Genomic DNA, 17,314 nt, shown 5'->3' with positions numbered 1-17,314 from the left:
CTGGACGGCAGCAATGCCCGATCGCGGGCGCCCGGCGCAGGCACGGCGAAAGCTCAGGGCCCGGGACATGTTCCTGATCGAACGCTACGTGATCGCCGAGATCCGCCGGCCGATGATGGTGATGGTCAGCATCCTGGTATTCATTTTTGCCAGCTATTCCGCAGAACGCTATCTCTCTGACGCCGTCGAGGGAACGCTCGCGGTGCAGTCAGTGCTGCAAATGGTGTTCTACAAGGTACTGATTGCCCTCGAAATGCTGGTGCCGGTGGCGTTATATGCCTCGGTGACCCTGGCGGTTGGACGCCTGTGCCATGACTCCGAAATCATTGCGATAGCGGCCTCGGGTGCAAGCCCGCTGCGCATCTATCGGGCTGTCCTGCTGCTGGCCATTCCGATCTCGCTGGCGGTGGCAGTGCTTTCGCTCTACGGGCGCCCCTGGGCTTATACGCAGGCCTATGTACTGGAGCAGCAATCGCGCACAGACCTGGATGTCAATCATCTGCAAGCGCAACGGTTCAACCTGAACAACGAAAACGGCAGGATGATCCTGGCAGAACGGATAGACCGCAATGATGGCCGACTCCTCGACGTGCTGATCTATGATCCGGGTGATTCCAGGTCCCGGGTGTTTCGCGCCGGGCAAGCCCGCATCCTCGATCCAGACCCAGAGGACCCGATCGTGGAGCTGACGCAAGGCCATTCCTATTTGCTCAAGCACAGTACTTCACGGGACATTTCGGAAGAGTTCGAGCAGATGCGGCTGCACTTGCTACCCATCGAACGGGCCGCCGAGGGTAAGCGCAAGGCGGCTTCCAACGAAATGCTGAAGGCCTCCAGCGCGCCCCTGGACAAGGCCGAATTGCAATGGCGCCAGACACGGGGTGTCAGCGCGACGGTACTTGCACTGCTCGCCATCCCGTTGAGCCGCACCCGGCCCAGGCAGGGACGATTCGCTACCCTGCTGCCCGTGACCGCCGTCTTCGCCCTGATCTATTACGCAGCGGACATCTGCAAGACGATGGTGGGCAACAACACCCTGCCTTTGTTTCCGGGCTTGTGGACAGTACCTCTGCTGATGAGCCTGGCCCTGCTGATTTTCCTGGTGCGCGATCTGGCAAACTTTCGGTTCGGTTACCGATGAAAATCCTCGACCGCTACATCGCCCGTCATGTGTTCTTCGGTTTCGCGGCGGCCGCAGCGCTGCTGCTACCGCTGTTCTCCACCCTCGACCTGGTGGGTGAACTGGACGACGTGACGCCTGGCGGATACCGGTTGAGCCAGGCCATCGAAGTCGTATTCATGACACTGCCACGCCGTGTTGTCGAGCTTGGTCCCTTTATCGCCCTGCTGGGTGGCATTGCCGCACTGGGTCAATTGTCAGCCACCCGGGAACTGACGGTCATGCGCGCCACCGGGCTGTCGATTGCCCGGATCGGGTTCACCGCGACATTGGCCGGGCTCGCGCTGGCGCTGGCCTGGGCGGCGCTGGATGAATGGGTGGCCTCTCCCCTGCAGCAAAACGGCCTGGAACTGCGCAACGAAGCCATGGCTGCCGGCGCGCAGGCCAGCAACGATCAGGGCAGCGTATGGGCTCGAGAGGAAGATCAGATCGTTCGTATCGGCAATCTTGCGCACAAACGATTGCCGGTCAATATTGAAATATTCAGGTTCGACAAGGACCGTTCACTGGTTTCCTACATCTTTGCAGAGACGGCGGACATACAGGACGCAGGCCAGTGGCGCTTGAACAATGTCAAGGTAAAACAGTGGGACCAGGGCGTTGAAACGACGCAACAGCTCGATCATATGCCTTGGCACTCGATTTTTGGCGGCGCACGCTTGGGCGACATCACGCTGCCGACCGAAAGCCTGTCTGCTCGCCAGCTCTATCGTTACATCGCGTACCTCAAGGGCTCGGGCCAGCCCTCGGCACAATACGAAATGGCCATGTGGCAAAAGCTCGGGCGACCGATCCTGACCCTGGCGATGATCCTGTTCGCCATCCCGTTCGCCTTTGCCCAGCCGCGCTCGCCCAACCTGGGTGCGCGGTTGGCTTTGGGTGCGCTCGTCGGGTTAATGGTCTATGTAAGTAATCAGATCATCGTAAACCTTGGACTACTGCTAAAGATAAACACCCTGATCACCACGTTGGGGCCGGCACTGGTCTTGCTCGCAGTGGCTATTGTGATGGTGGCATACCTGGACCGGGGCAATCGTTGAAACCGGTCATGCTATTCAATGGACAGGGCGTTGCCGCCCGCTCCTTCGATCAACGTGATTCGGTGCAGGCGCAAAAATGAAGACTCCCGTATACCTGATCTGTAGTAGCCCGGTGCGGCTGTGGGGCCTGACTTCCAGGGAGCGATTGGGCCGTATGCTGGCAAAGCTGCCCAACGCCCATCTGTGCAACGCGGACGATCCGTTGCCTGCCCAAGGCGAGGTCGTCCTGCTGCGCGAAGATTACCTTTACGATGACCGCGTGCTCCGCGGGCTGATGGCAACGCCTGAGGTCGCGCTACAGGATCCCCGGACCGGCACCATCGTCGCCGCCCATGCCAGTGTCGACCGGCTTGCACACTTGCCCAGCCTGGACAGTGACGCCGTAGCGGGACTGCGCAAAGTGGTTCCCGGCACCGTGGCCACCGCGATGCAGACGCAACTGCGCAAATTCGATCCTCCGTGGGTCGCGCCAATCACCGACGCCAATCAGGCGCATCTTGAGAAGTCCCTGTTCAACGGTTCCTACAAAGGCGTCACCGACTTCATCACCCGGGCGGTCTGGCCTGTCCCGGCGCGCTGGGCCACCGTCTGGTGCGTGCGGCTGGGGCTCAGTCCCAATCAGGTCACGGCAGCCAGCTATGTCCTGGCCATCCTGGCAGGCATTCTGTTCTGGCATGGGCATTTCGGCGCGGGCCTGGTGGCCGGCTGGCTGATGACGTTTCTGGATACGGTGGATGGCAAGCTGGCACGCGTGACCGTGACGTCCACGCGCTTCGGGAATATTTTCGACCATGGCCTGGACCTGATTCACCCGCCGCTCTGGTATATCGCCTGGGGAATGGGCTATGAGGCGACGTGGGACTCGGATATCCCCCTCGACCCCGTGCTCTGGGCCATTTGCCTGGGCTATGTCGCCGGTCGGCTGTGCGAGCTTGCGTTCAAGTTCGCCGCGCCTTTTTCGCTGTTTCTCTGGCGCCCCTTCGACTCACTCAACAGACTGGTCACCGCGCGGCGTAATCCCAACTTGCTCATCCTGACCTGCTTGTGGGCGCTGGACGCCCATGACACGGGGTTGATCTGGGTGGCCGTCTGGACCTGCTTCTCGACGCTGGTCCTGGGGGTTCGCTCGGTGTCCGCCATTGTCTTGAAATACCGAGGGCACCCGCCACAGCCCTGGCTCAGCCGAATCGACATGAACGCCGAACACGACCGTTTGATCGTGCGCATGTTCGCGCCCCGCTCGGGCCTCAACGATGCATGACGCCTGCCCGCGGCCACAGAAAGTCGGGATCGTGCTCAACCCTTGCAGCGGAACCATTCGGCGCGCCTTGCCCAGGTTCCGCCTGCTCGCGCGCAACGTTCCCGGCGCGGCGGTGCTCGAAGCGACCGCCGCCCAGGAGATCGCCGACGCCGTGAGCCACTTCCAGCTCAGGGAAAGTGACCTGCTGGTGATCCTCGGTGGCGACGGAACCCTGCAAGCCGCCCTCTCCCTTCTGCTGAGCCGCGAGCCCACAAGCCTGCCGACGATTCTGGTGGTTCCGGGGGGTACCACTAACATGAGCGCGATCGATCTGGGCGCGCGCCTGAGCGCCGAAAAGGCCTTGGTGAGCTTATCCGCCTGGCTTGCCGGCAATGCGGCCACGCCAACAGTCGTATCGCGCGCGGCGCTTCGGGTGGATGACCCGCTGGACCACGGGCCGCGATTCGGGATGTTCTTCGGCATTGGCGCGGTTGTGAACGGCGTGCGTTACTACCATCGGGAGCTGCGGCCCAAGCACGTACCCGGAGCGTTGGGACCGTCGCTGGCCTTCGGCCGAATGCTGCTTTCAGCGCTGCACACCTTGCCACACGATCTGTTCAGGGCATTGCCTGCTCGCCTTGGCACCCATCGCGGTGCCTGGGAAGGCGATTGGCTGGTGGTGTTTGCCACGACCCTGAACAGGCTCCTGGCTGGGATCAGGCCTTATTGGGGCACCGAACAGGCGCCCATTCATCTAACCGCAATCGCGCATCGGCCCAAGCGACTGGCCCTCATCCTGCCGTTCCTGCTCTGGGGGCGGGCCAACTCGCTGATCAAGGAGCAGGATGGTTACTTCAGTCACAACTTCACCCGGATGGACCTCGATGGTGCTGACGAGTACGTGCTGGACGGTGAAATTTTTCCAGCACAGGGCACGATCACGCTAGCCGCCACCGACCCGATCCGCTTCATGACCTTCCAGGACACTTGAGATCCGATGCGCGCCTCTGATTCCATGCCGCCCCCCGCAGACCTGCTTGAACAAATCAGGGCGCAATGCACGCAGCCAATGCCCGGCGAGCTGGACGGGATTGTCCAGGCATTGCACACACGCCTGGGCGATGCGCTGGTAGCGCTGCTGGTTTATGGTTCGTGCCTGCGTAACGGCGATCTCACCGACGGCATGATCGACTTTTATGCGCTGGTCGATAACTATGCTCACGCGCATCACAAGCGCTTGCAGCAGCTCGCCAACGCATGGCTTCCGCCGACCGTGATCCTCGTCAGGGCTGCCGCGCCCGATGGCCAGATACTCCACGCCAAATGCGCCATCCTCACGCTACAGGACTTCGAAGCGGGCACCGGTTCATGGTTTCAAAGCTACCTCTGGGCCCGTTTCGCCCAGCCGTGCCGACTCGTTTATTTCAAGGATGTGGAGACACACAAGCGTATCCATTTCGCACTGGCTCAAGCCGTGATGACGCTGATGAGTCGCTGCATCGCCAATCTACCGGATCGATTCGACAGCTTTTCTCTATGGGAAAGCGCGCTGTCGCAGAGCTATGCAGCCGAGCTGCGTCCCGAGTCAGCCGATCGCCCCGGGCAACTCGTCAGGCATGACAAGGCTTATTATTCACGCATCACCCGAGCCGCCGCGCCTGCGGTGAAGCACATGGCAGCCTGTGCGGGCGAAGAGGACTGTTATCGCAACCTTTGCCCGGCTGCCATGCGCCGAGGTAACGAGCGACTGTGGAGAGTCAGGCGAGTGCAGGGAAGAACGTTGAACGTAGCGCGGCTGGTCAAATCCTTTTTCACCTTCGAAAACGGCGTCGACTATCTCGTCTGGAAGCTGGAACGCCACTTGGGTGAGCCCATCGTGGTGACCCATCGATTGCGCCGATTCCCGTTGGTCTTTGCATGGCCATTGCTCTGGCGCCTGTTGAAAAGCCGCCGGCTACGCTGATGACGTTGCTCCTCGCCAACGCGGACAACAGCGGCAACCCATGAATAGAGGCAGGATTTCCAGCAACGATGACCAGACTTCTGCATATTTCCGATACGCATTTCGGCACAGAACAGCTCCCCGTCATGCAAGCCTTCGAAATGCACGTCAAGGCCCATGGCGCCGACCTGGTGGTTTTTTCAGGGGACATCACGCAACGCGCCAGACGCGGGCAGTTTGCCTCGGCGCAGGCATTCATCAAGCGCATCAAGGACTACGGAGTACCGCAAGTCCTGTCGATACCCGGCAACCACGATATCCCCCTGTACAACCTGCTCGCGCGCCTGTTTTCACCCTACGGGAATTACCACCGGTACATCGACGGCAATCTCGCACCCATTTTCGAGAATGACGATGCATTGATCATCGGCTTGAATACAACCCACCCTGCCCGCCGCAAAGACGGCAAGGTCACTGCCCGCCAAGTCGAGGAAGTGGCTGAGCGGCTGCAGCGGTGCGATCCGCAAAAACTGCGCATCGTCGTCGCTCATCAACCGTTCGGCTCGATCGTCGCCTCCGACCGGCGCAATCTGCAGAGGGGTGCAAGGGCTGCACTGGAGTGCTGGGCCTCGTCAGGGCTCGACCTGGTGATGGGAGGGCATATACATCTTCCCTATGTGCAGGCACTCAGCAAGCAATATGCCGGACTGGCCAGGGAAATCTGGGGGGTTCAGGCGGGAACGACCCTGTCGTCACGTATTCGCGGCAATGCCCCCAATTCGTTCAATCGAATCTATCTGGACAAACGAATAAGGCAAGTCACCATCGAGCGCTGGGAGTATTGCTTCTCCCGTGCCGCCTTTGAGCGCAGCGCCGAATTTCATTGTGACTGTCCGCTGCCCTCGTCCCTTCGTCAGGCCCCTGGTTTATCGCCCTGAGCAAGGTGCAGTTCCGTGCCAGGCTTACGGTCTGCCCAAGGCCTGACCAGTGCGTGCGCTGCCCGGAGGTCGGCAGGATAATCCAACTCCACCCAGCCCAACCCTTCGATTGACTGTGCGAAAACCTGTCCGGTAGTCCCTGCAAGGTAATCGATGATGCTCAAGTACCACATTTGCAAGGCTTCAGGGCGGCGCATGCTGTCTTCCAGCGCACGTCGAAACAGCGGCCCTCCGCCTGCCTGGAAATGCATCATGCCAATAGACTCCCCGTCGACATAATCGAGCGGAATCAGTTTACTGATGGCGCTGATCCGGTCACCGATGAGTTGGACTTTCATATCATCGCTGTCGTAAGCCGATTTCCTGTCGACCGCGAGGGTAATTGTCCTGGGAGGCGCATCAAGCAGTCGCTCCAGGACTGGCTGGTCAAATAGCGTATCGCCATTGAGCAGGATGAAATCGTCATGCATGATCTGGCGAGCCATCCAGCAACTGGCCAGGTTATCGGCAACCTCAAAGAACGGGTTGTAAATCGTGGAAATGACGCCTGGCCCGTAACGGTCGTTCAATACCCGTTCCACCTGCTCTGCCCCATAGCCGATCACCACGGTGATCCGGCTTATCCCGGCAGCCATCAGGGCATCGATCTGCCATTCTATGACTCGCTGCCCACCGACCTCGATCAGGCACTTGGGGGAGTTCGTCGTATAGGGAAGAAGCCGTCGTCCTTGTCCGGCGCTTAATAGAATTGCAGTTGTACGGGTGCGTTGTTCGAATAGACCCATTTTTCCCGGGCTCCTATTTAAGGATTTGAACTAGCAGGACCCTGCGATCATTTAAAGACTTGGTGGGTAGACTAGAACAATCTATTCGCTCGGTTGAAACTTTAGACCCCCGCCCATCGCCTCGATTCAAAAAATACCGTACGCAAAACTTATCCTCGACTTCTCGTATTTCGCTCTATGCTGTGGAGATTAATTTTCCGAGGAAAACGCTCATGCGCTTGGAGGGTTCAGCACAGTCATCCCCAAGCCTCGATAGCTGCGACCCCGTCGCCTCAGGGGACATCGGCGAACACGTCGCGATTCCCCACATCGAGCCGATCGTCCTGGCAGCCCGAGCCGGAGCCTCGCACGCTCCCCCCGTGCGCATATTCCTGGGTACCGAACCTGCTCAATACCGAGCCGAGCGCATGTTTGTCTTTGCCCTGGAGCAAGTGCGAAACCCGGACCGGCGTTATGAGATTTACCGGATGACGGGCCTGCCCGGATTCGCCCAGGCGGGCTGGCGTACCGGCTTCACCAATTATCGCTTCGCTATCCCGGACCTGGCGGGGCGCCACGGTCGCGCGCTGTATAACGACGTCGATCAGCTTTATACCGCCGACCCGGCCCCTCTGTTCGACCAACCGATGGGCGAGCACGGCTACCTGGCGCTTGCCCCCAGGGAAACGGCCGTCATGCTCATCGACTGCGAGCGCATGCACGGCTGCTGGAACATGAAAGCCGCCACCACGACCAGCAAAAAAAAGCTGCACGCGCTGGCAGCCGACATACCGGGCTGCTTCGGGACACTGGATGCCATCTGGCACGCCCGGGATCTGGAATACAAACACGGCGAATCCCGATTGCTGCATTACACAACGCTGCATCTACAACCCTGGAGACCCCTTCCCGCCCAATACAGCTATCAGATCCATCCCTTCGCGGAAATTTTCCTCAGCCTGGAGGAGGCGGCAGACGCGAGCGGGTATGAGCTCTACACGGCAGCACAGCCCAGTCCTCGGTTCGTCCACTCCCGCCGGGAAGTCACCTCGCAACCGGCGCTGATCCCGCAAGATGTCCAGCTGCTCAGTCGTAAGCTGCAGTGTGCGAAGCTCGGGCTGATCGGGCCATGGCAACAAACGCAGGCACAGGGCCCGGTGGTCAGGCAGTTCGATATCGACCAATTGCGCCAAAGCGATTTACCCCCTCAGGATTTCATCGCAGCCCAGGGTCTTGAAAAGCTGCCTGCGGAAGACCTGCCCTGGGTCATCGATCGCCTGTTCAGCCTGGCCACTCGCTTGCTTTACATTCAGGCCAGGCTCAGTGGCGATGGTTCGATGACCAGCGCTGTCAGCGGCTGGCGCCGACTCCTGCGACGCATTGCGCGGCGCTATCCGGATCGTTGCTGGCAGCTCGACTGCGAGGATGAAAAAGGTCGTACGCAGCGCTTCGTCGCCGACTATGCGTTGCGGCTCAAGACCGCCGATAGCCCCAAGGTCTGGGTGCTGCTGAGCAATCACGCAGGCGACAACGCACAGCTGATTGCCATGGCCGACGCGCTGGGCTGGCCCTACGAATGCAAACGCATAACCGTTCCCCCCCGCCCTTATCTGCTCGACGCCCTGCTGGGCACCCGGTTGCCCAGACGGCCAGTACCGGGCCTGAGCGCGCCCTGGCCAGACCTGGTCTTGAGTGCGGGACGGCGTTGCGCCCAGGTTGCCCAATGGATCAAGCATCGCTCCAAGGGTACGACGCAACTGGCCCATGTGGGACGAGCCCAGGTCCCGTTGTGGCGCTTCGACCTGGTCCTGTCGACTCCGCAATACGGGCTTGCCCTGGCGGACAACGTCGTGGACCTCCCTGCCCCGTACATGAACCCGCGCACGCTGGATCAGGCGCAACTGGAGCTTTGGCGACAGCGCTTCACTTCCCTGCCTCGCCCCTGGATCGCCGTCCTCGTGGGAGCGAGTGCCTCGCCCTATTGCATGGACGCGGATGCAGAGGTTCGCCTCGGCCGTGAAGCCAATGCTACGGTCAAGGCCTTGGGCGGCTCGATTCTGCTTTCAACCAGCCCGCGCTCATCTGCAACAACCACCGATGCGTTGCTGTCTGGCATTGACGTTCCCTGCTGGTCGTATCGATTCGGTGAGACGCAAGACAACCCTTATCCTGCATTTCTCGCGCTGGCGGATGGCTTTATCGTCACCGGCGACAGCCTTTCAATGCTGACAGAGGCTTGCATGACCGGGCGTCCGGTTGCGGTGTTTCCATTGCCCATCAAACGCAATGGCAAAGCCCGACTTCGCCACGCCCTGGAACAACGACTGGGCGTTATCGACCGGACAACGGGCGTACGTGGCACGCCCAAGCAACAGGAGGGCTTCAGCCGATTCTATTTCAAACTGGTGTCGGGCGGCTTGATAAGACGAGAACGACAATTCGAGCAGGCGCACATCGCACTGGGCGTGATGCCCTTGTCAGAAGGGCTGATGCAGCCACCCAGCCTTTCTCCACAATTGCTGGCAAGCGCCCGCGAACGAGCCATTAACGCCATTCGCGATTTGATCATCGGCGAAAAACCGTCAGGCTGAACAATAGCGGCGCTACTGTGAATGAAAAGCTCAGATAGCGGGCGGGGAATTATCGCCAACGATTGCGAGCGGGGCATTCATGAAGGCATCCCAGCACTGATAGGCGTCGTGCTGCCGCTTGGTGGCAATTTCCCATTCAGGTCCCGAAACACACCGGGATGACACAAGCATCATCATTCCCATGGTGGAGGCATCAAGTTCTAACAAGAGTTCGTGTGATTTCATCCTGAAGTCGTCGATAGATGCCATGTCTTTACCCTGGGCGGAGCACACCGCCATCGAGAAACAGTTGTCACTCGGGTGGTTGAGTGTGGCGTGAGGAAGATAGTTCATACCCATTCGACCGTAGCGGATACAGCGATGAGGGTGGTCTGCCGGCGGGGCCGTCAAGTCGACGCTCAACCCCGCTCTACTTGCCCTGGCTCATATACAAGGCGCCATGACTTCAGGCGACCTTCAATGGCTCGACACGTACTCGCCCATCGGCCATGTGCTGAAGATACTCTCGCCACTTTTGGAAGGCTTGCTGCTGCCTGGTGGTAGCCGCCAGCCACTCTGCGCCACCAATGAGCCCGATCGGGATGGCCATCATCTGCTCGATTGCAAGATCAAGTTCATTTGCGAGCTCACGCCCATTCGGCAAATCGAGGATTGGTGGTCGCATGAAAAACCTGTCGTTTTTATGGGCTACTTCATCGACTGATCAATTTGCTGATCGTGCGTGAGCCCTGACGAACGGTAAATCCCAGCGCTATTACTTAGACAAAAAAGCCAGATAAGACGGGCAGAATCTTGCAGCTCATGCGAGCGGGGCGTGAACAATAACGACCCGCGTGGCCACGAGGAAGTCTTGCGCCAGTTTTGCGCGGGTTTTGTGCGGGTTTTGCGCAGACACAAAAAAGCCGATCTAGCTGATCGGCTCAAGTGTCTGATTTTACTCAGGAATAATGGTCGGGACGGAGTGATTCGAACACTCGACCCCTAGCACCCCATGCACGCAGGCCCCATGCAAGACCCTTTGTTTTGGCCGTAATCATTGGCGCTCGCTGCAACCGAATGCCCAGTAGTGCTTAAAGGTGCGTGAGAAAGTCACGCAAAAGTCACGCACGCCTTTTCGGCCCCCCCCCCGGCCTCCTGCCGACTGAACACAATCCCCCTATCGCAGTAGTGAGTCACCGCTTCAACGCTGGTATTCTCGCCGCCACGTTCGCCAGGCATTAAGGGATGCGGGCGAAAATAGAAGCCCCGGAGCCGCGAACCTACGGGGCTTTGCTTTTCTGAACCCTACGACCCGGCATCCCCCCGACCCTCCGGTGCTACGCTGAAATCTCCACGGAGGATTTCGCGATGCCAAACTCAGACCTAATCCCTTCCCTGCTGTTCAAGATCAATGAAAACCAGCTCGCCCTGGAAGCAGCCATCTTGGAGCTTTCGAACTGGGTCGAGCAGCGCGGCGCTGCCGAAATCGCAGATAACGTCCGCGGGGCGTTGGACACCATTGATAAAAATGAAGAGTTCATCAAGTTGACGCTCGCGGTTTTAATGACACCGGAGTGACTGCAATCGGCCGATCCTGTTGAAAAAGTCGGCCATGGTCCATGAGTTCGCTAAGACGGGGGTGGATGCAGGTGTGCCTATTCCTTTGGCCTGAATTGCCTGAGCTGATACTCAAGGGAGTCAAAAAGTTGAAGAATTTCGTCGCCGGTGACATTCAGTCCGTGAAAGCGATAACACCAGAACTTCGCAAGAAACTGATTGAAGACATCATGCTGCAGCATGATAGGGGAAATGAAACCCTAGGGACTTCTATTCGCCGACTACGACTTGAGGTGACTGGTTTCGACCAAGCCACCTTTGCCACCATGTGCAACATGTCGATTAAAGCCTTGTATCTGATAGAAAGCGACAAGGGAAATCCGACCATCGCTACCGTTGACGCTATATTAAAGGAATTCGGACTTCAACTAGGGTTGGCTATGAGAGCCACAACAACTTACACACCGTCTGAATCGCCCCCAGTTTTCTAGACACTCTCCAAGCTTGCTGTGTAACGCATTTCAAACTCTAACGGCGACAGCTGATTGTTGAAAACATGACGACGCTTCGAGTTGTAAAACATCTCGATGTAATCGAATACATCACCACGAGCGTCCTGTCGTGTGGTGTAAATTTTCCGCTTGATCCGTTCCCGTTTCAGCAGCTGGAAGAAGCTCTCAGCTACGGCATTGTCGTGGCAGTTTCCTCGACGGCTCATGCTGGCGACCAGGTTGTTGGCCTTTAAAAAACTGCGCCAATCAGAGCTGTTTTACTGGCTGCCCTGATCAGAGTGAATCATCACCTCCTGCTTCGGTTCGCCTCCAAACCGCCAATAGCAGCCCTTCAGGATCGGCTGCTATTGGCAAAAAAGGTAGCACTGGCCGACACCGACCTACGTGTCAGCAATGGGTCGCACTACTTCGATACCACCAGCGCCGGTGGCTGCCAGCTGCCTTCGCCAGCGGGAAGAATTGAAGGGGGGGCGGTCTTTGGCCAATAGAGGCGCATTACCAGAAAGACAGTGTCGTCAGGCGCGGGCAACCAGTTTGCCTCCTTAGTCTTGCCGGGGGAGTCTTTCTGGATGTACAGCGTCAGTGAACCATCCGTGTTTTTCTTCATCGCCGACAGCATCGGCGAATTGATCAGGTAACGGTTGAGCGGATTCTTGACCAGCAGCTGGCTCTTGCCGTCGTACATGGTCACTGACCAGAAGGCATTGACTGGCGGCAGTTTGCCGGTCGGGAAAGTCAGCGTGTACTTGCGTTTGCTAGTATCCAGCGTCTGGCCGGTGCCGTCGGTGCGCGTGTTGGGATACATCGCCTCGACGGCGTCGTTGCCGTAAAGGCCGCCTTTCGCAGCACCAGCACGCTTCAGCCAGTCGGCCTTGTAGAACGTCTGGTCGCCGAAGTACGCGCCTACGTTCCAGCCGTTGATTATCTTCGTCCCGCTCGCGAGGAACTTGTCGACCTTCTCGTCACCGGCCTTCATCCCGAGCAGGACCACGGCCTTGTGCTCGAGCGAGAGGTCCTTAAATTCGAAGGTGCGACCAGGTCCCACCCCAATGCTCGCCAGCTTGGCCCGGATCTCCTGGTCGTCGGCCGATGGCGGCACATACTCCATCGCGGCCGACAAGTACTCGTAGAAGTTGGCCTTGATGCCTTCCGTCGTAGCCGGCACGAAATCAATCTTCGGCGCAGTGGGCGGCGCGGGTTGATGGAGGAAGGCGGAGAGAGGCTGGACCTTATAGCCCGCTTGCACCTTCTCGACATTCGGCATGTCCTTGGCATTGTAGAGCTGAGTCCGAATGGCGCTCACGGCAAAGGGGGTGGTCGAGGTGAAGACTTTTTTGATACCGGGAGGGGGCGCGCCTTTCCAATCGGGACCGACCACCATGTAGTCGCCCGCTTCGTTGCCGGTGGCACGGCTGCCGATGTAACCGTAGTTGTAAGTGTTGCCGTCGATCATCTGCACCGAGTAGTAACGCCGCTTGTCCACTGCCGGCACCGAGATAACCATCGGCTCCGCGCGCAGGTCCAGCCAGACAAATGAGTACGGGGTGTCGCTATTCGGAGTGATGATGGCCGTATCTTGGTAGGTGAAGACGCGAGGCTCGTTCTTGATCTGGTTGAACGGCGCCTTGTATTGCGGGCCGCCCTTGTCGACTGCATATTCGTGCATCACGGCGTAGTTCATCACCAGCGGCAAGCCGTAGATGAAACCTTCCTCGGCGATCGCCTTGGTCTGCTCGAGACTTGGTGCGGGTACGCCCTTGGTCACATCGGCCTTGTTTGCCTGTGTAATCGGATCGTTCTTGCTCGCACACCCAGCAAATAACGTTGAACCCACTACGACGAGTGCCGCAGCCATCGTCCAGCCCCGGTTTGACTTCCTGTTCATTTTCACCTCGTTGGTTTAGTGCAAGCTGGCGTCGTGAGTTTTCATGCCGTCGGTTAGATACCATGCATGACACATGAAACGCTCTTGGATTTTTCTCAGTAGCGCCAAGTCGTGTTGGCGGTCAGGGCTTGAATTTAGGCGTTGTCGAACTCGCCTGATACACGATAGCCAGACAAGGTTTTTACGGATCGACTGGCATGCCCCCATCCACACGCCCAAGTAGTGTAGATCACAATAAGCCGGCATCCCCTTACGAGCTAAAGGCGAACAGTCAGAAAACTACTGATGTGTGTCCGATATCATTCATGAGGACTGCCTGCGACTGCTATGGGTCCGGTTTCGGCAGGTCGTGAAAGGCAGTAGCCATCACCGATCCAATGGTGGTCATTCCTGCCGCGAAATAAGGGGCGCACCACTTGCAACCTCCCCTCGTCGGAGCGGACTCGCGAAATTTTCAAGAGTTACTTACTGTATATGAAAACAGTATTAGCAAGGCGCTATCTTGGCCCCCTACGAAATTGAAGACACCAACGATTGGCTCGGCAGTCCGACCAGACTGGAAACCGTCAAGCATTACGCAAGCATGCTCGAGGAAGACGTCAAAGATCTGAAGCGTCAGCTGCAGGTGGCAAAGGAAAACATTTCCACCCTTGTCGAAATGAACGACCAGCTGTCAGCCGAACTCCAAAAGAAGGGTGTATGGATGGCGAACCTGGAGGCGGAAACCACCGACCAGCTTGGCCAGATCCGGAGCCTGACAATGGTCCTTGATCAAAAGGAACGGATCATTAATGAGTTACAAGCGGGCAATCAAAGAGGTTGAACATGTGCGGACGACTTTCCCAATACGATTGCATCCACGACTTCGTGGCGGCACTCAGCATGCCCAACCCTCTGGTGAACAGCACCGGTGACCGGCCTTTCGAGCGGTACAACGCCGCCCCGACAACCCAGCTCGCCATCTTTCACCAGGAAGGGAAATACCTGCACGCCGATATGGTTCGATGGGGATGGCGCCCGCATTGGGCCAAGGGCCGCGCAGCTCCGATCAATGCCAGGGTAGAGAACGTCGCCCACGGTCCTTTTTTTCGGGCTATTTGGCCCCACCGAGCAATCATCGCCATTAACAACTGGTTTGAATGGGTGGACGAAGGCGGACCAAAGAAGCAGCCGTATCTGATCCGCCGCCGGGACCGGGCGCCAATTCTGTGTGCAGCGATCGGCCAATACCCGAACGCTGAGCCGAGCGAGCATGACGGCTTCGTCATCATCACCGCCGACAGCGCTGGCGGCATGGTCGATATCCACGACCGCCGACCCGTGACGCTATTACCTGAGCTGGCCAGAGAATGGCTTGACCCCGCCACGCCAAAGGAGCGCGCTGAACAAATGGTGATGCTCCAGGGCGAGCCCACCGAGGCGTTCGAGTGGTTCAAAGTGGATCACGCAATTGGCAATGTGCGGAATCAGGGCCCCGACCTTATAAAGCCAGCTGAGGAAAGCGGCTTGTTCTAAGTTGCGGCCAACGATCTCAGCCGCTCTTCTGTCGCGGTATCGAAGATCACGTAGAGCCGATCAATGGTTGCTTCACTCAAACCGCGGGCTGATTCCAAGCCGAGAACAAAGCCCTCAGCGCGTGCACCGGCTTTCACCGCAACAATCATCGAATCCGCCTGGGCGATCTGAGCAAGAAGCTTGTCGGCTTCGCGCTCAATCTTTGGGCTTAGCTCTACGCCGTCCATTTCGACACCGTGTCATTTGAAGATCGGCTACAGGATAGCGGGAAGAGTCGTGTGACTGCCGATGTGAGCAGCTTTGCATGCCTTTCGACAGCGTTCGCTATCGAGCCCGATCCCGTAGCGTATTTTACCCTTGTCATCTTAAAGTTGGGTCATACCCAAGATAAGTGGTAATGCAATTCGCCAATACTGCCGCACCTATGTCTTTAGCGGTCTTTAATACTTCGAAAAAAATCTTTTTGACTTGGTGTTCGCCTTCTTGATTTAGAGGCTGAGCCTCCGCTTGTCGGAGAGCATTCTTGATCTTTTGCTTTGCCAAATCATCAGTTATCGAGTCAATAGCGGTACGTATTTTTGCGATTTCACTGAAAAACTCTGATCTATCATTTTTAAGCTTTTTTGCATAAGACTCAGGGGTGTGGACCTCGTTGCCGTCAGCGGTGAGCGTCGTGACCTCGCCATTTTTACCCACCCCTACAAAGGTCTCGATTTTAGAAATGTCGTCAACAACAAGGATATTTTTTGTCAAATTTAACTCGCCGACTTTACCGCCTTCGGCAATATCAATAAATTTCATAAGCGCTCCATAATTATTTTTTTTGACAGTGGAATATAGCACCCACCGATAACTGTGTGCGGCTTTTGATTGGCAAGGAACAGTATGATTTACGGCACGTTTTTGAAGAAAATGTGCCCCCCTAGCTTTAGGGTTCGCTGCGCTCCCAACGCCCACGCCGGCGGCTTTGGCATTTTCGCCGCATAGTAATGGGTTGCACCACCAGTGGGATCTGGGAGCTTTTCTCCCATTACTTGGTCTGCGGCAATTTGCGCTTGGGCAAACTCTCGGAATGGGATCTGTTTTGCACCAGACAAGTAGGCGTAGTTCGGGTCGCTCTTATTCCAGCAGCTGAACTGATACGGTTTCTGACACACCCCCGCATAGCCCTCACCCCACCAAGACCTTGCCTTGCCGTCGTTCACGCGATTTCGAATGGTCCAGGCCACGGCGATCTGGCCGGCCAGTGACTCGCCCCGGGCCTCACCCCACAGGGTGCGGGCAAAAATATCGCGGTCTTTTTCGGTGGCGTTCATACAATTCTCCAAGCGTAAAAAAACCGGCCACTCGGCCGGCGTTTCAGCGTTTCAATCCCCCAGGCCATGGCGGCCGAAGGCTTATACCAGCATGCCGCGCGGGGCGTAATAGCTCTTGACCGCGGCATGCATGACGTCCATTTCCTCGACGCTCAGTACCCGGCTCCAGATCGCCACAAAGAAGATTTCTGACGGCAGGCTGCCGGCCACGGTTACATAGGCGGAGCCAATGCGTAACGGCCCACCGAGGTCGGGGGTCTTACCGTCCGGGATCGGAGAGCTGCTATTCACCAAACCCGCTGTCTTGTTGTAGATCGTGCCGATCCGCGTGGCCTTGCTGATGGTCGCGGCCACGGTCTTGAGCTCCGACACGGGACGGCTCGGCATGTAGATGGAATACAGCACGGTCGGCGACGACACACCATCCCAATGCGACCAGGCTAACGTTTCCCGTGCCATGCCATCGACCACCGGTGAAGCCGGCCGGGTCATCACCGAAACGCCCGCCGCGATGCCCACGCCACCCACGCGCGTGCTGTAGTAGTTGGACACCAGATGGCTGTCGACATCGTCGGCCGGCCCCTTGGCGACGACCATGATGGTCATTTCATCGGTCTGCGGCACCGCGGTCTGAATGTATTTCGACATCTGCGTCGCCGTCATGCTCTTGTCGGTGAACGCGGGCGCACCGACCACCTGACCCGCTGGCTTGCCCGGCGCCAGGTTGCGCGCCAGGTTGGCCGCGCCGCCGAAGAAGTTCAGGTACTCCAGACCCAGCGGGACCGGGGGCACGTAGTTGATTGCCTTGGCCGAGAAGTCGGCACCTTTTACAACGAAGCGAAGACCGCTCATGAA

General features: G+C 58.1%; 19 protein-coding genes and 1 pseudogene. 12 read left to right on the top strand and 8 right to left on the bottom strand.

Annotated elements, in window-relative coordinates; all coding sequences use genetic code 11:
* Positions 1 to 13: 13 nt before the first annotated feature.
* From lptF to NQL71_RS23855, 6 genes are all read left to right on the top strand, one after another.
* Positions 14 to 1,141 carry an LPS export ABC transporter permease LptF gene (gene lptF, locus NQL71_RS23880; protein ID WP_321032375.1) on the top strand — a complete coding sequence of 376 codons (1,128 nt, stop codon included), beginning with the start codon at positions 14 to 16 and terminating at the stop codon, positions 1,139 to 1,141.
* Positions 1,138 to 2,220 (top strand): LPS export ABC transporter permease LptG, encoded by a 1,083-nt coding sequence (gene lptG / locus NQL71_RS23875; protein ID WP_077182920.1) that lies wholly within the window; start codon positions 1,138 to 1,140, stop codon positions 2,218 to 2,220. Before lptF ends, lptG begins: the two co-directional genes overlap by 4 nt.
* A gap of 76 nt (positions 2,221 to 2,296) precedes the next feature.
* The gene (locus NQL71_RS23870; RefSeq protein WP_077182919.1) at positions 2,297 to 3,481 is read left to right on the top strand and encodes a CDP-alcohol phosphatidyltransferase family protein; all 1,185 of its coding nucleotides are present in this window, start codon (positions 2,297 to 2,299) and stop codon (positions 3,479 to 3,481) included.
* On the top strand, positions 3,474 to 4,451 hold the full coding sequence (locus NQL71_RS23865; RefSeq protein ID WP_274643437.1) for a diacylglycerol/lipid kinase family protein: 978 nt from the start codon (positions 3,474 to 3,476) through the stop codon (positions 4,449 to 4,451). The genes NQL71_RS23870 and NQL71_RS23865 overlap by 8 nt, the downstream gene beginning before the upstream one ends.
* A gap of 6 nt (positions 4,452 to 4,457) precedes the next feature.
* Positions 4,458 to 5,423 carry a hypothetical protein gene (locus tag NQL71_RS23860; RefSeq protein WP_046815512.1) on the top strand — a complete coding sequence of 322 codons (966 nt, stop codon included), beginning with the start codon at positions 4,458 to 4,460 and terminating at the stop codon, positions 5,421 to 5,423.
* 68 nt (positions 5,424 to 5,491) lie between these two features.
* Positions 5,492 to 6,340, top strand: a complete 849-nt coding sequence (locus NQL71_RS23855; RefSeq protein WP_077182916.1) for a metallophosphoesterase family protein — start codon at positions 5,492 to 5,494, stop codon at positions 6,338 to 6,340.
* Here NQL71_RS23855 and NQL71_RS23850 read toward each other — a convergent pair.
* On the bottom strand, positions 6,316 to 7,125 hold the full coding sequence (locus NQL71_RS23850) for a phosphocholine cytidylyltransferase family protein (RefSeq protein ID WP_077182915.1): 810 nt from the start codon (positions 7,123 to 7,125) through the stop codon (positions 6,316 to 6,318). The two genes, NQL71_RS23855 and NQL71_RS23850, sit on opposite strands and share 25 nt — an antisense overlap.
* Before the next feature lie 212 nt (positions 7,126 to 7,337).
* Here NQL71_RS23850 and NQL71_RS23845 point away from each other — a divergent pair, with 212 nt between their 5' ends.
* Complete coding sequence (locus NQL71_RS23845; protein ID WP_166619485.1) at positions 7,338 to 9,695, top strand: ELM1/GtrOC1 family putative glycosyltransferase; 2,358 nt, start codon at positions 7,338 to 7,340, stop codon at positions 9,693 to 9,695.
* A 30-nt stretch (positions 9,696 to 9,725) separates the two neighbouring features.
* On the opposite strand, the gene NQL71_RS23840 is transcribed toward NQL71_RS23845, so the two are convergent.
* Positions 9,726 to 10,028, bottom strand: coding sequence for a hypothetical protein (locus NQL71_RS23840; protein WP_316252127.1), 303 nt, complete (start codon positions 10,026 to 10,028; stop codon positions 9,726 to 9,728).
* 106 nt (positions 10,029 to 10,134) lie between these two features.
* Here NQL71_RS23840 and NQL71_RS23835 point away from each other — a divergent pair, with 106 nt between their 5' ends.
* The 3 genes from NQL71_RS23835 to NQL71_RS23825 all read left to right on the top strand — a co-directional run bounded on the left by NQL71_RS23835 (position 10,135) and on the right by NQL71_RS23825 (position 11,722).
* Positions 10,135 to 10,398 (top strand): hypothetical protein, encoded by a 264-nt coding sequence (locus NQL71_RS23835; RefSeq protein ID WP_046815515.1) that lies wholly within the window; start codon positions 10,135 to 10,137, stop codon positions 10,396 to 10,398.
* A gap of 644 nt (positions 10,399 to 11,042) precedes the next feature.
* The gene (locus tag NQL71_RS23830) at positions 11,043 to 11,252 is read left to right on the top strand and encodes a hypothetical protein (RefSeq protein WP_274643436.1); all 210 of its coding nucleotides are present in this window, start codon (positions 11,043 to 11,045) and stop codon (positions 11,250 to 11,252) included.
* Between the two features lie 128 nt (positions 11,253 to 11,380).
* Positions 11,381 to 11,722, top strand: a complete 342-nt coding sequence (locus NQL71_RS23825; protein ID WP_274643435.1) for a helix-turn-helix domain-containing protein — start codon at positions 11,381 to 11,383, stop codon at positions 11,720 to 11,722.
* On the opposite strand, the pseudogene NQL71_RS23820 reads toward NQL71_RS23825, so the two are convergent.
* Both NQL71_RS23820 and NQL71_RS23815 read right to left on the bottom strand, forming a co-directional pair.
* A pseudogene (locus NQL71_RS23820) lies at positions 11,719 to 12,076 on the bottom strand (IS3 family transposase); the annotation flags it as partial. The gene NQL71_RS23825 and the pseudogene NQL71_RS23820 overlap by 4 nt on opposite strands.
* A 70-nt stretch (positions 12,077 to 12,146) precedes the next feature.
* On the bottom strand, positions 12,147 to 13,598 hold the full coding sequence (locus tag NQL71_RS23815; RefSeq protein WP_274643453.1) for a DUF1254 domain-containing protein: 1,452 nt from the start codon (positions 13,596 to 13,598) through the stop codon (positions 12,147 to 12,149).
* Between the two features lie 532 nt (positions 13,599 to 14,130).
* Here NQL71_RS23815 and NQL71_RS23810 point away from each other — a divergent pair.
* Both NQL71_RS23810 and NQL71_RS23805 read left to right on the top strand, forming a co-directional pair.
* Positions 14,131 to 14,451 (top strand): hypothetical protein, encoded by a 321-nt coding sequence (locus NQL71_RS23810; RefSeq protein ID WP_274643434.1) that lies wholly within the window; start codon positions 14,131 to 14,133, stop codon positions 14,449 to 14,451.
* A 2-nt stretch (positions 14,452 to 14,453) separates the two neighbouring features.
* The gene (locus tag NQL71_RS23805; protein ID WP_274643433.1) at positions 14,454 to 15,143 is read left to right on the top strand and encodes an SOS response-associated peptidase family protein; all 690 of its coding nucleotides are present in this window, start codon (positions 14,454 to 14,456) and stop codon (positions 15,141 to 15,143) included.
* Here NQL71_RS23805 and NQL71_RS23800 read toward each other — a convergent pair.
* The 4 genes from NQL71_RS23800 to NQL71_RS23785 form a co-directional block, all read right to left on the bottom strand.
* Positions 15,140 to 15,370, bottom strand: coding sequence for a hypothetical protein (locus tag NQL71_RS23800; protein WP_274643432.1), 231 nt, complete (start codon positions 15,368 to 15,370; stop codon positions 15,140 to 15,142). The two genes, NQL71_RS23805 and NQL71_RS23800, sit on opposite strands and share 4 nt — an antisense overlap.
* A 133-nt stretch (positions 15,371 to 15,503) precedes the next feature.
* A complete protein-coding gene (locus tag NQL71_RS23795; protein WP_274643431.1) occupies positions 15,504 to 15,944 on the bottom strand; it encodes a hypothetical protein in 441 nt (146 codons plus the stop codon).
* Between the two features lie 89 nt (positions 15,945 to 16,033).
* On the bottom strand, positions 16,034 to 16,459 hold the full coding sequence (locus NQL71_RS23790; protein WP_274643430.1) for a cell wall hydrolase: 426 nt from the start codon (positions 16,457 to 16,459) through the stop codon (positions 16,034 to 16,036).
* Positions 16,460 to 16,540: 81 nt separating this feature from the next.
* Complete coding sequence (locus tag NQL71_RS23785; RefSeq protein WP_274643429.1) at positions 16,541 to 17,311, bottom strand: hypothetical protein; 771 nt, start codon at positions 17,309 to 17,311, stop codon at positions 16,541 to 16,543.
* Positions 17,312 to 17,314 lie beyond the last annotated feature (3 nt).

Source organism: Pseudomonas serbica (assembly GCF_028823535.1).
Lineage (GTDB): Bacteria > Pseudomonadota > Gammaproteobacteria > Pseudomonadales > Pseudomonadaceae > Aquipseudomonas > Aquipseudomonas serbica.
The sequence above is the reverse complement of the archived record's forward strand: the minus strand, read 5'-3'. Positions and strand labels throughout refer to the sequence as shown.

Bases quoted from the DNA above. Each gene is read 5' to 3' on its own strand.
- NQL71_RS23790 (WP_274643430.1), bottom strand. From the start codon at position 16,459: ATGAACGCCACCGAAAAAGACCGCGATATTTTTGCCCGCACCCTGTGG.
- lptG (WP_077182920.1), top strand. From the start codon at position 1,138: ATGAAAATCCTCGACCGCTACATCGCCCGTCATGTGTTCTTCGGTTTC.
- NQL71_RS23785 (WP_274643429.1), bottom strand. From the start codon at position 17,311: ATGAGCGGTCTTCGCTTCGTTGTAAAAGGTGCCGACTTCTCGGCCAAG.
- NQL71_RS23845 (WP_166619485.1), top strand. From the start codon at position 7,338: ATGCGCTTGGAGGGTTCAGCACAGTCATCCCCAAGCCTCGATAGCTGC.
- NQL71_RS23800 (WP_274643432.1), bottom strand. From the start codon at position 15,370: ATGGACGGCGTAGAGCTAAGCCCAAAGATTGAGCGCGAAGCCGACAAG.
- NQL71_RS23805 (WP_274643433.1), top strand. From the start codon at position 14,454: ATGTGCGGACGACTTTCCCAATACGATTGCATCCACGACTTCGTGGCG.
- NQL71_RS23855 (WP_077182916.1), top strand. From the start codon at position 5,492: ATGACCAGACTTCTGCATATTTCCGATACGCATTTCGGCACAGAACAG.
- NQL71_RS23830 (WP_274643436.1), top strand. From the start codon at position 11,043: ATGCCAAACTCAGACCTAATCCCTTCCCTGCTGTTCAAGATCAATGAA.
- lptF (WP_321032375.1), top strand. From the start codon at position 14: ATGCCCGATCGCGGGCGCCCGGCGCAGGCACGGCGAAAGCTCAGGGCC.
- NQL71_RS23815 (WP_274643453.1), bottom strand. From the start codon at position 13,598: ATGGCTGCGGCACTCGTCGTAGTGGGTTCAACGTTATTTGCTGGGTGT.
- NQL71_RS23860 (WP_046815512.1), top strand. From the start codon at position 4,458: ATGCGCGCCTCTGATTCCATGCCGCCCCCCGCAGACCTGCTTGAACAA.
- NQL71_RS23865 (WP_274643437.1), top strand. From the start codon at position 3,474: ATGCATGACGCCTGCCCGCGGCCACAGAAAGTCGGGATCGTGCTCAAC.
- NQL71_RS23835 (WP_046815515.1), top strand. From the start codon at position 10,135: ATGACTTCAGGCGACCTTCAATGGCTCGACACGTACTCGCCCATCGGC.
- NQL71_RS23850 (WP_077182915.1), bottom strand. From the start codon at position 7,125: ATGGGTCTATTCGAACAACGCACCCGTACAACTGCAATTCTATTAAGC.
- NQL71_RS23870 (WP_077182919.1), top strand. From the start codon at position 2,297: ATGAAGACTCCCGTATACCTGATCTGTAGTAGCCCGGTGCGGCTGTGG.
- NQL71_RS23840 (WP_316252127.1), bottom strand. From the start codon at position 10,028: ATGAACTATCTTCCTCACGCCACACTCAACCACCCGAGTGACAACTGT.
- NQL71_RS23795 (WP_274643431.1), bottom strand. From the start codon at position 15,944: ATGAAATTTATTGATATTGCCGAAGGCGGTAAAGTCGGCGAGTTAAAT.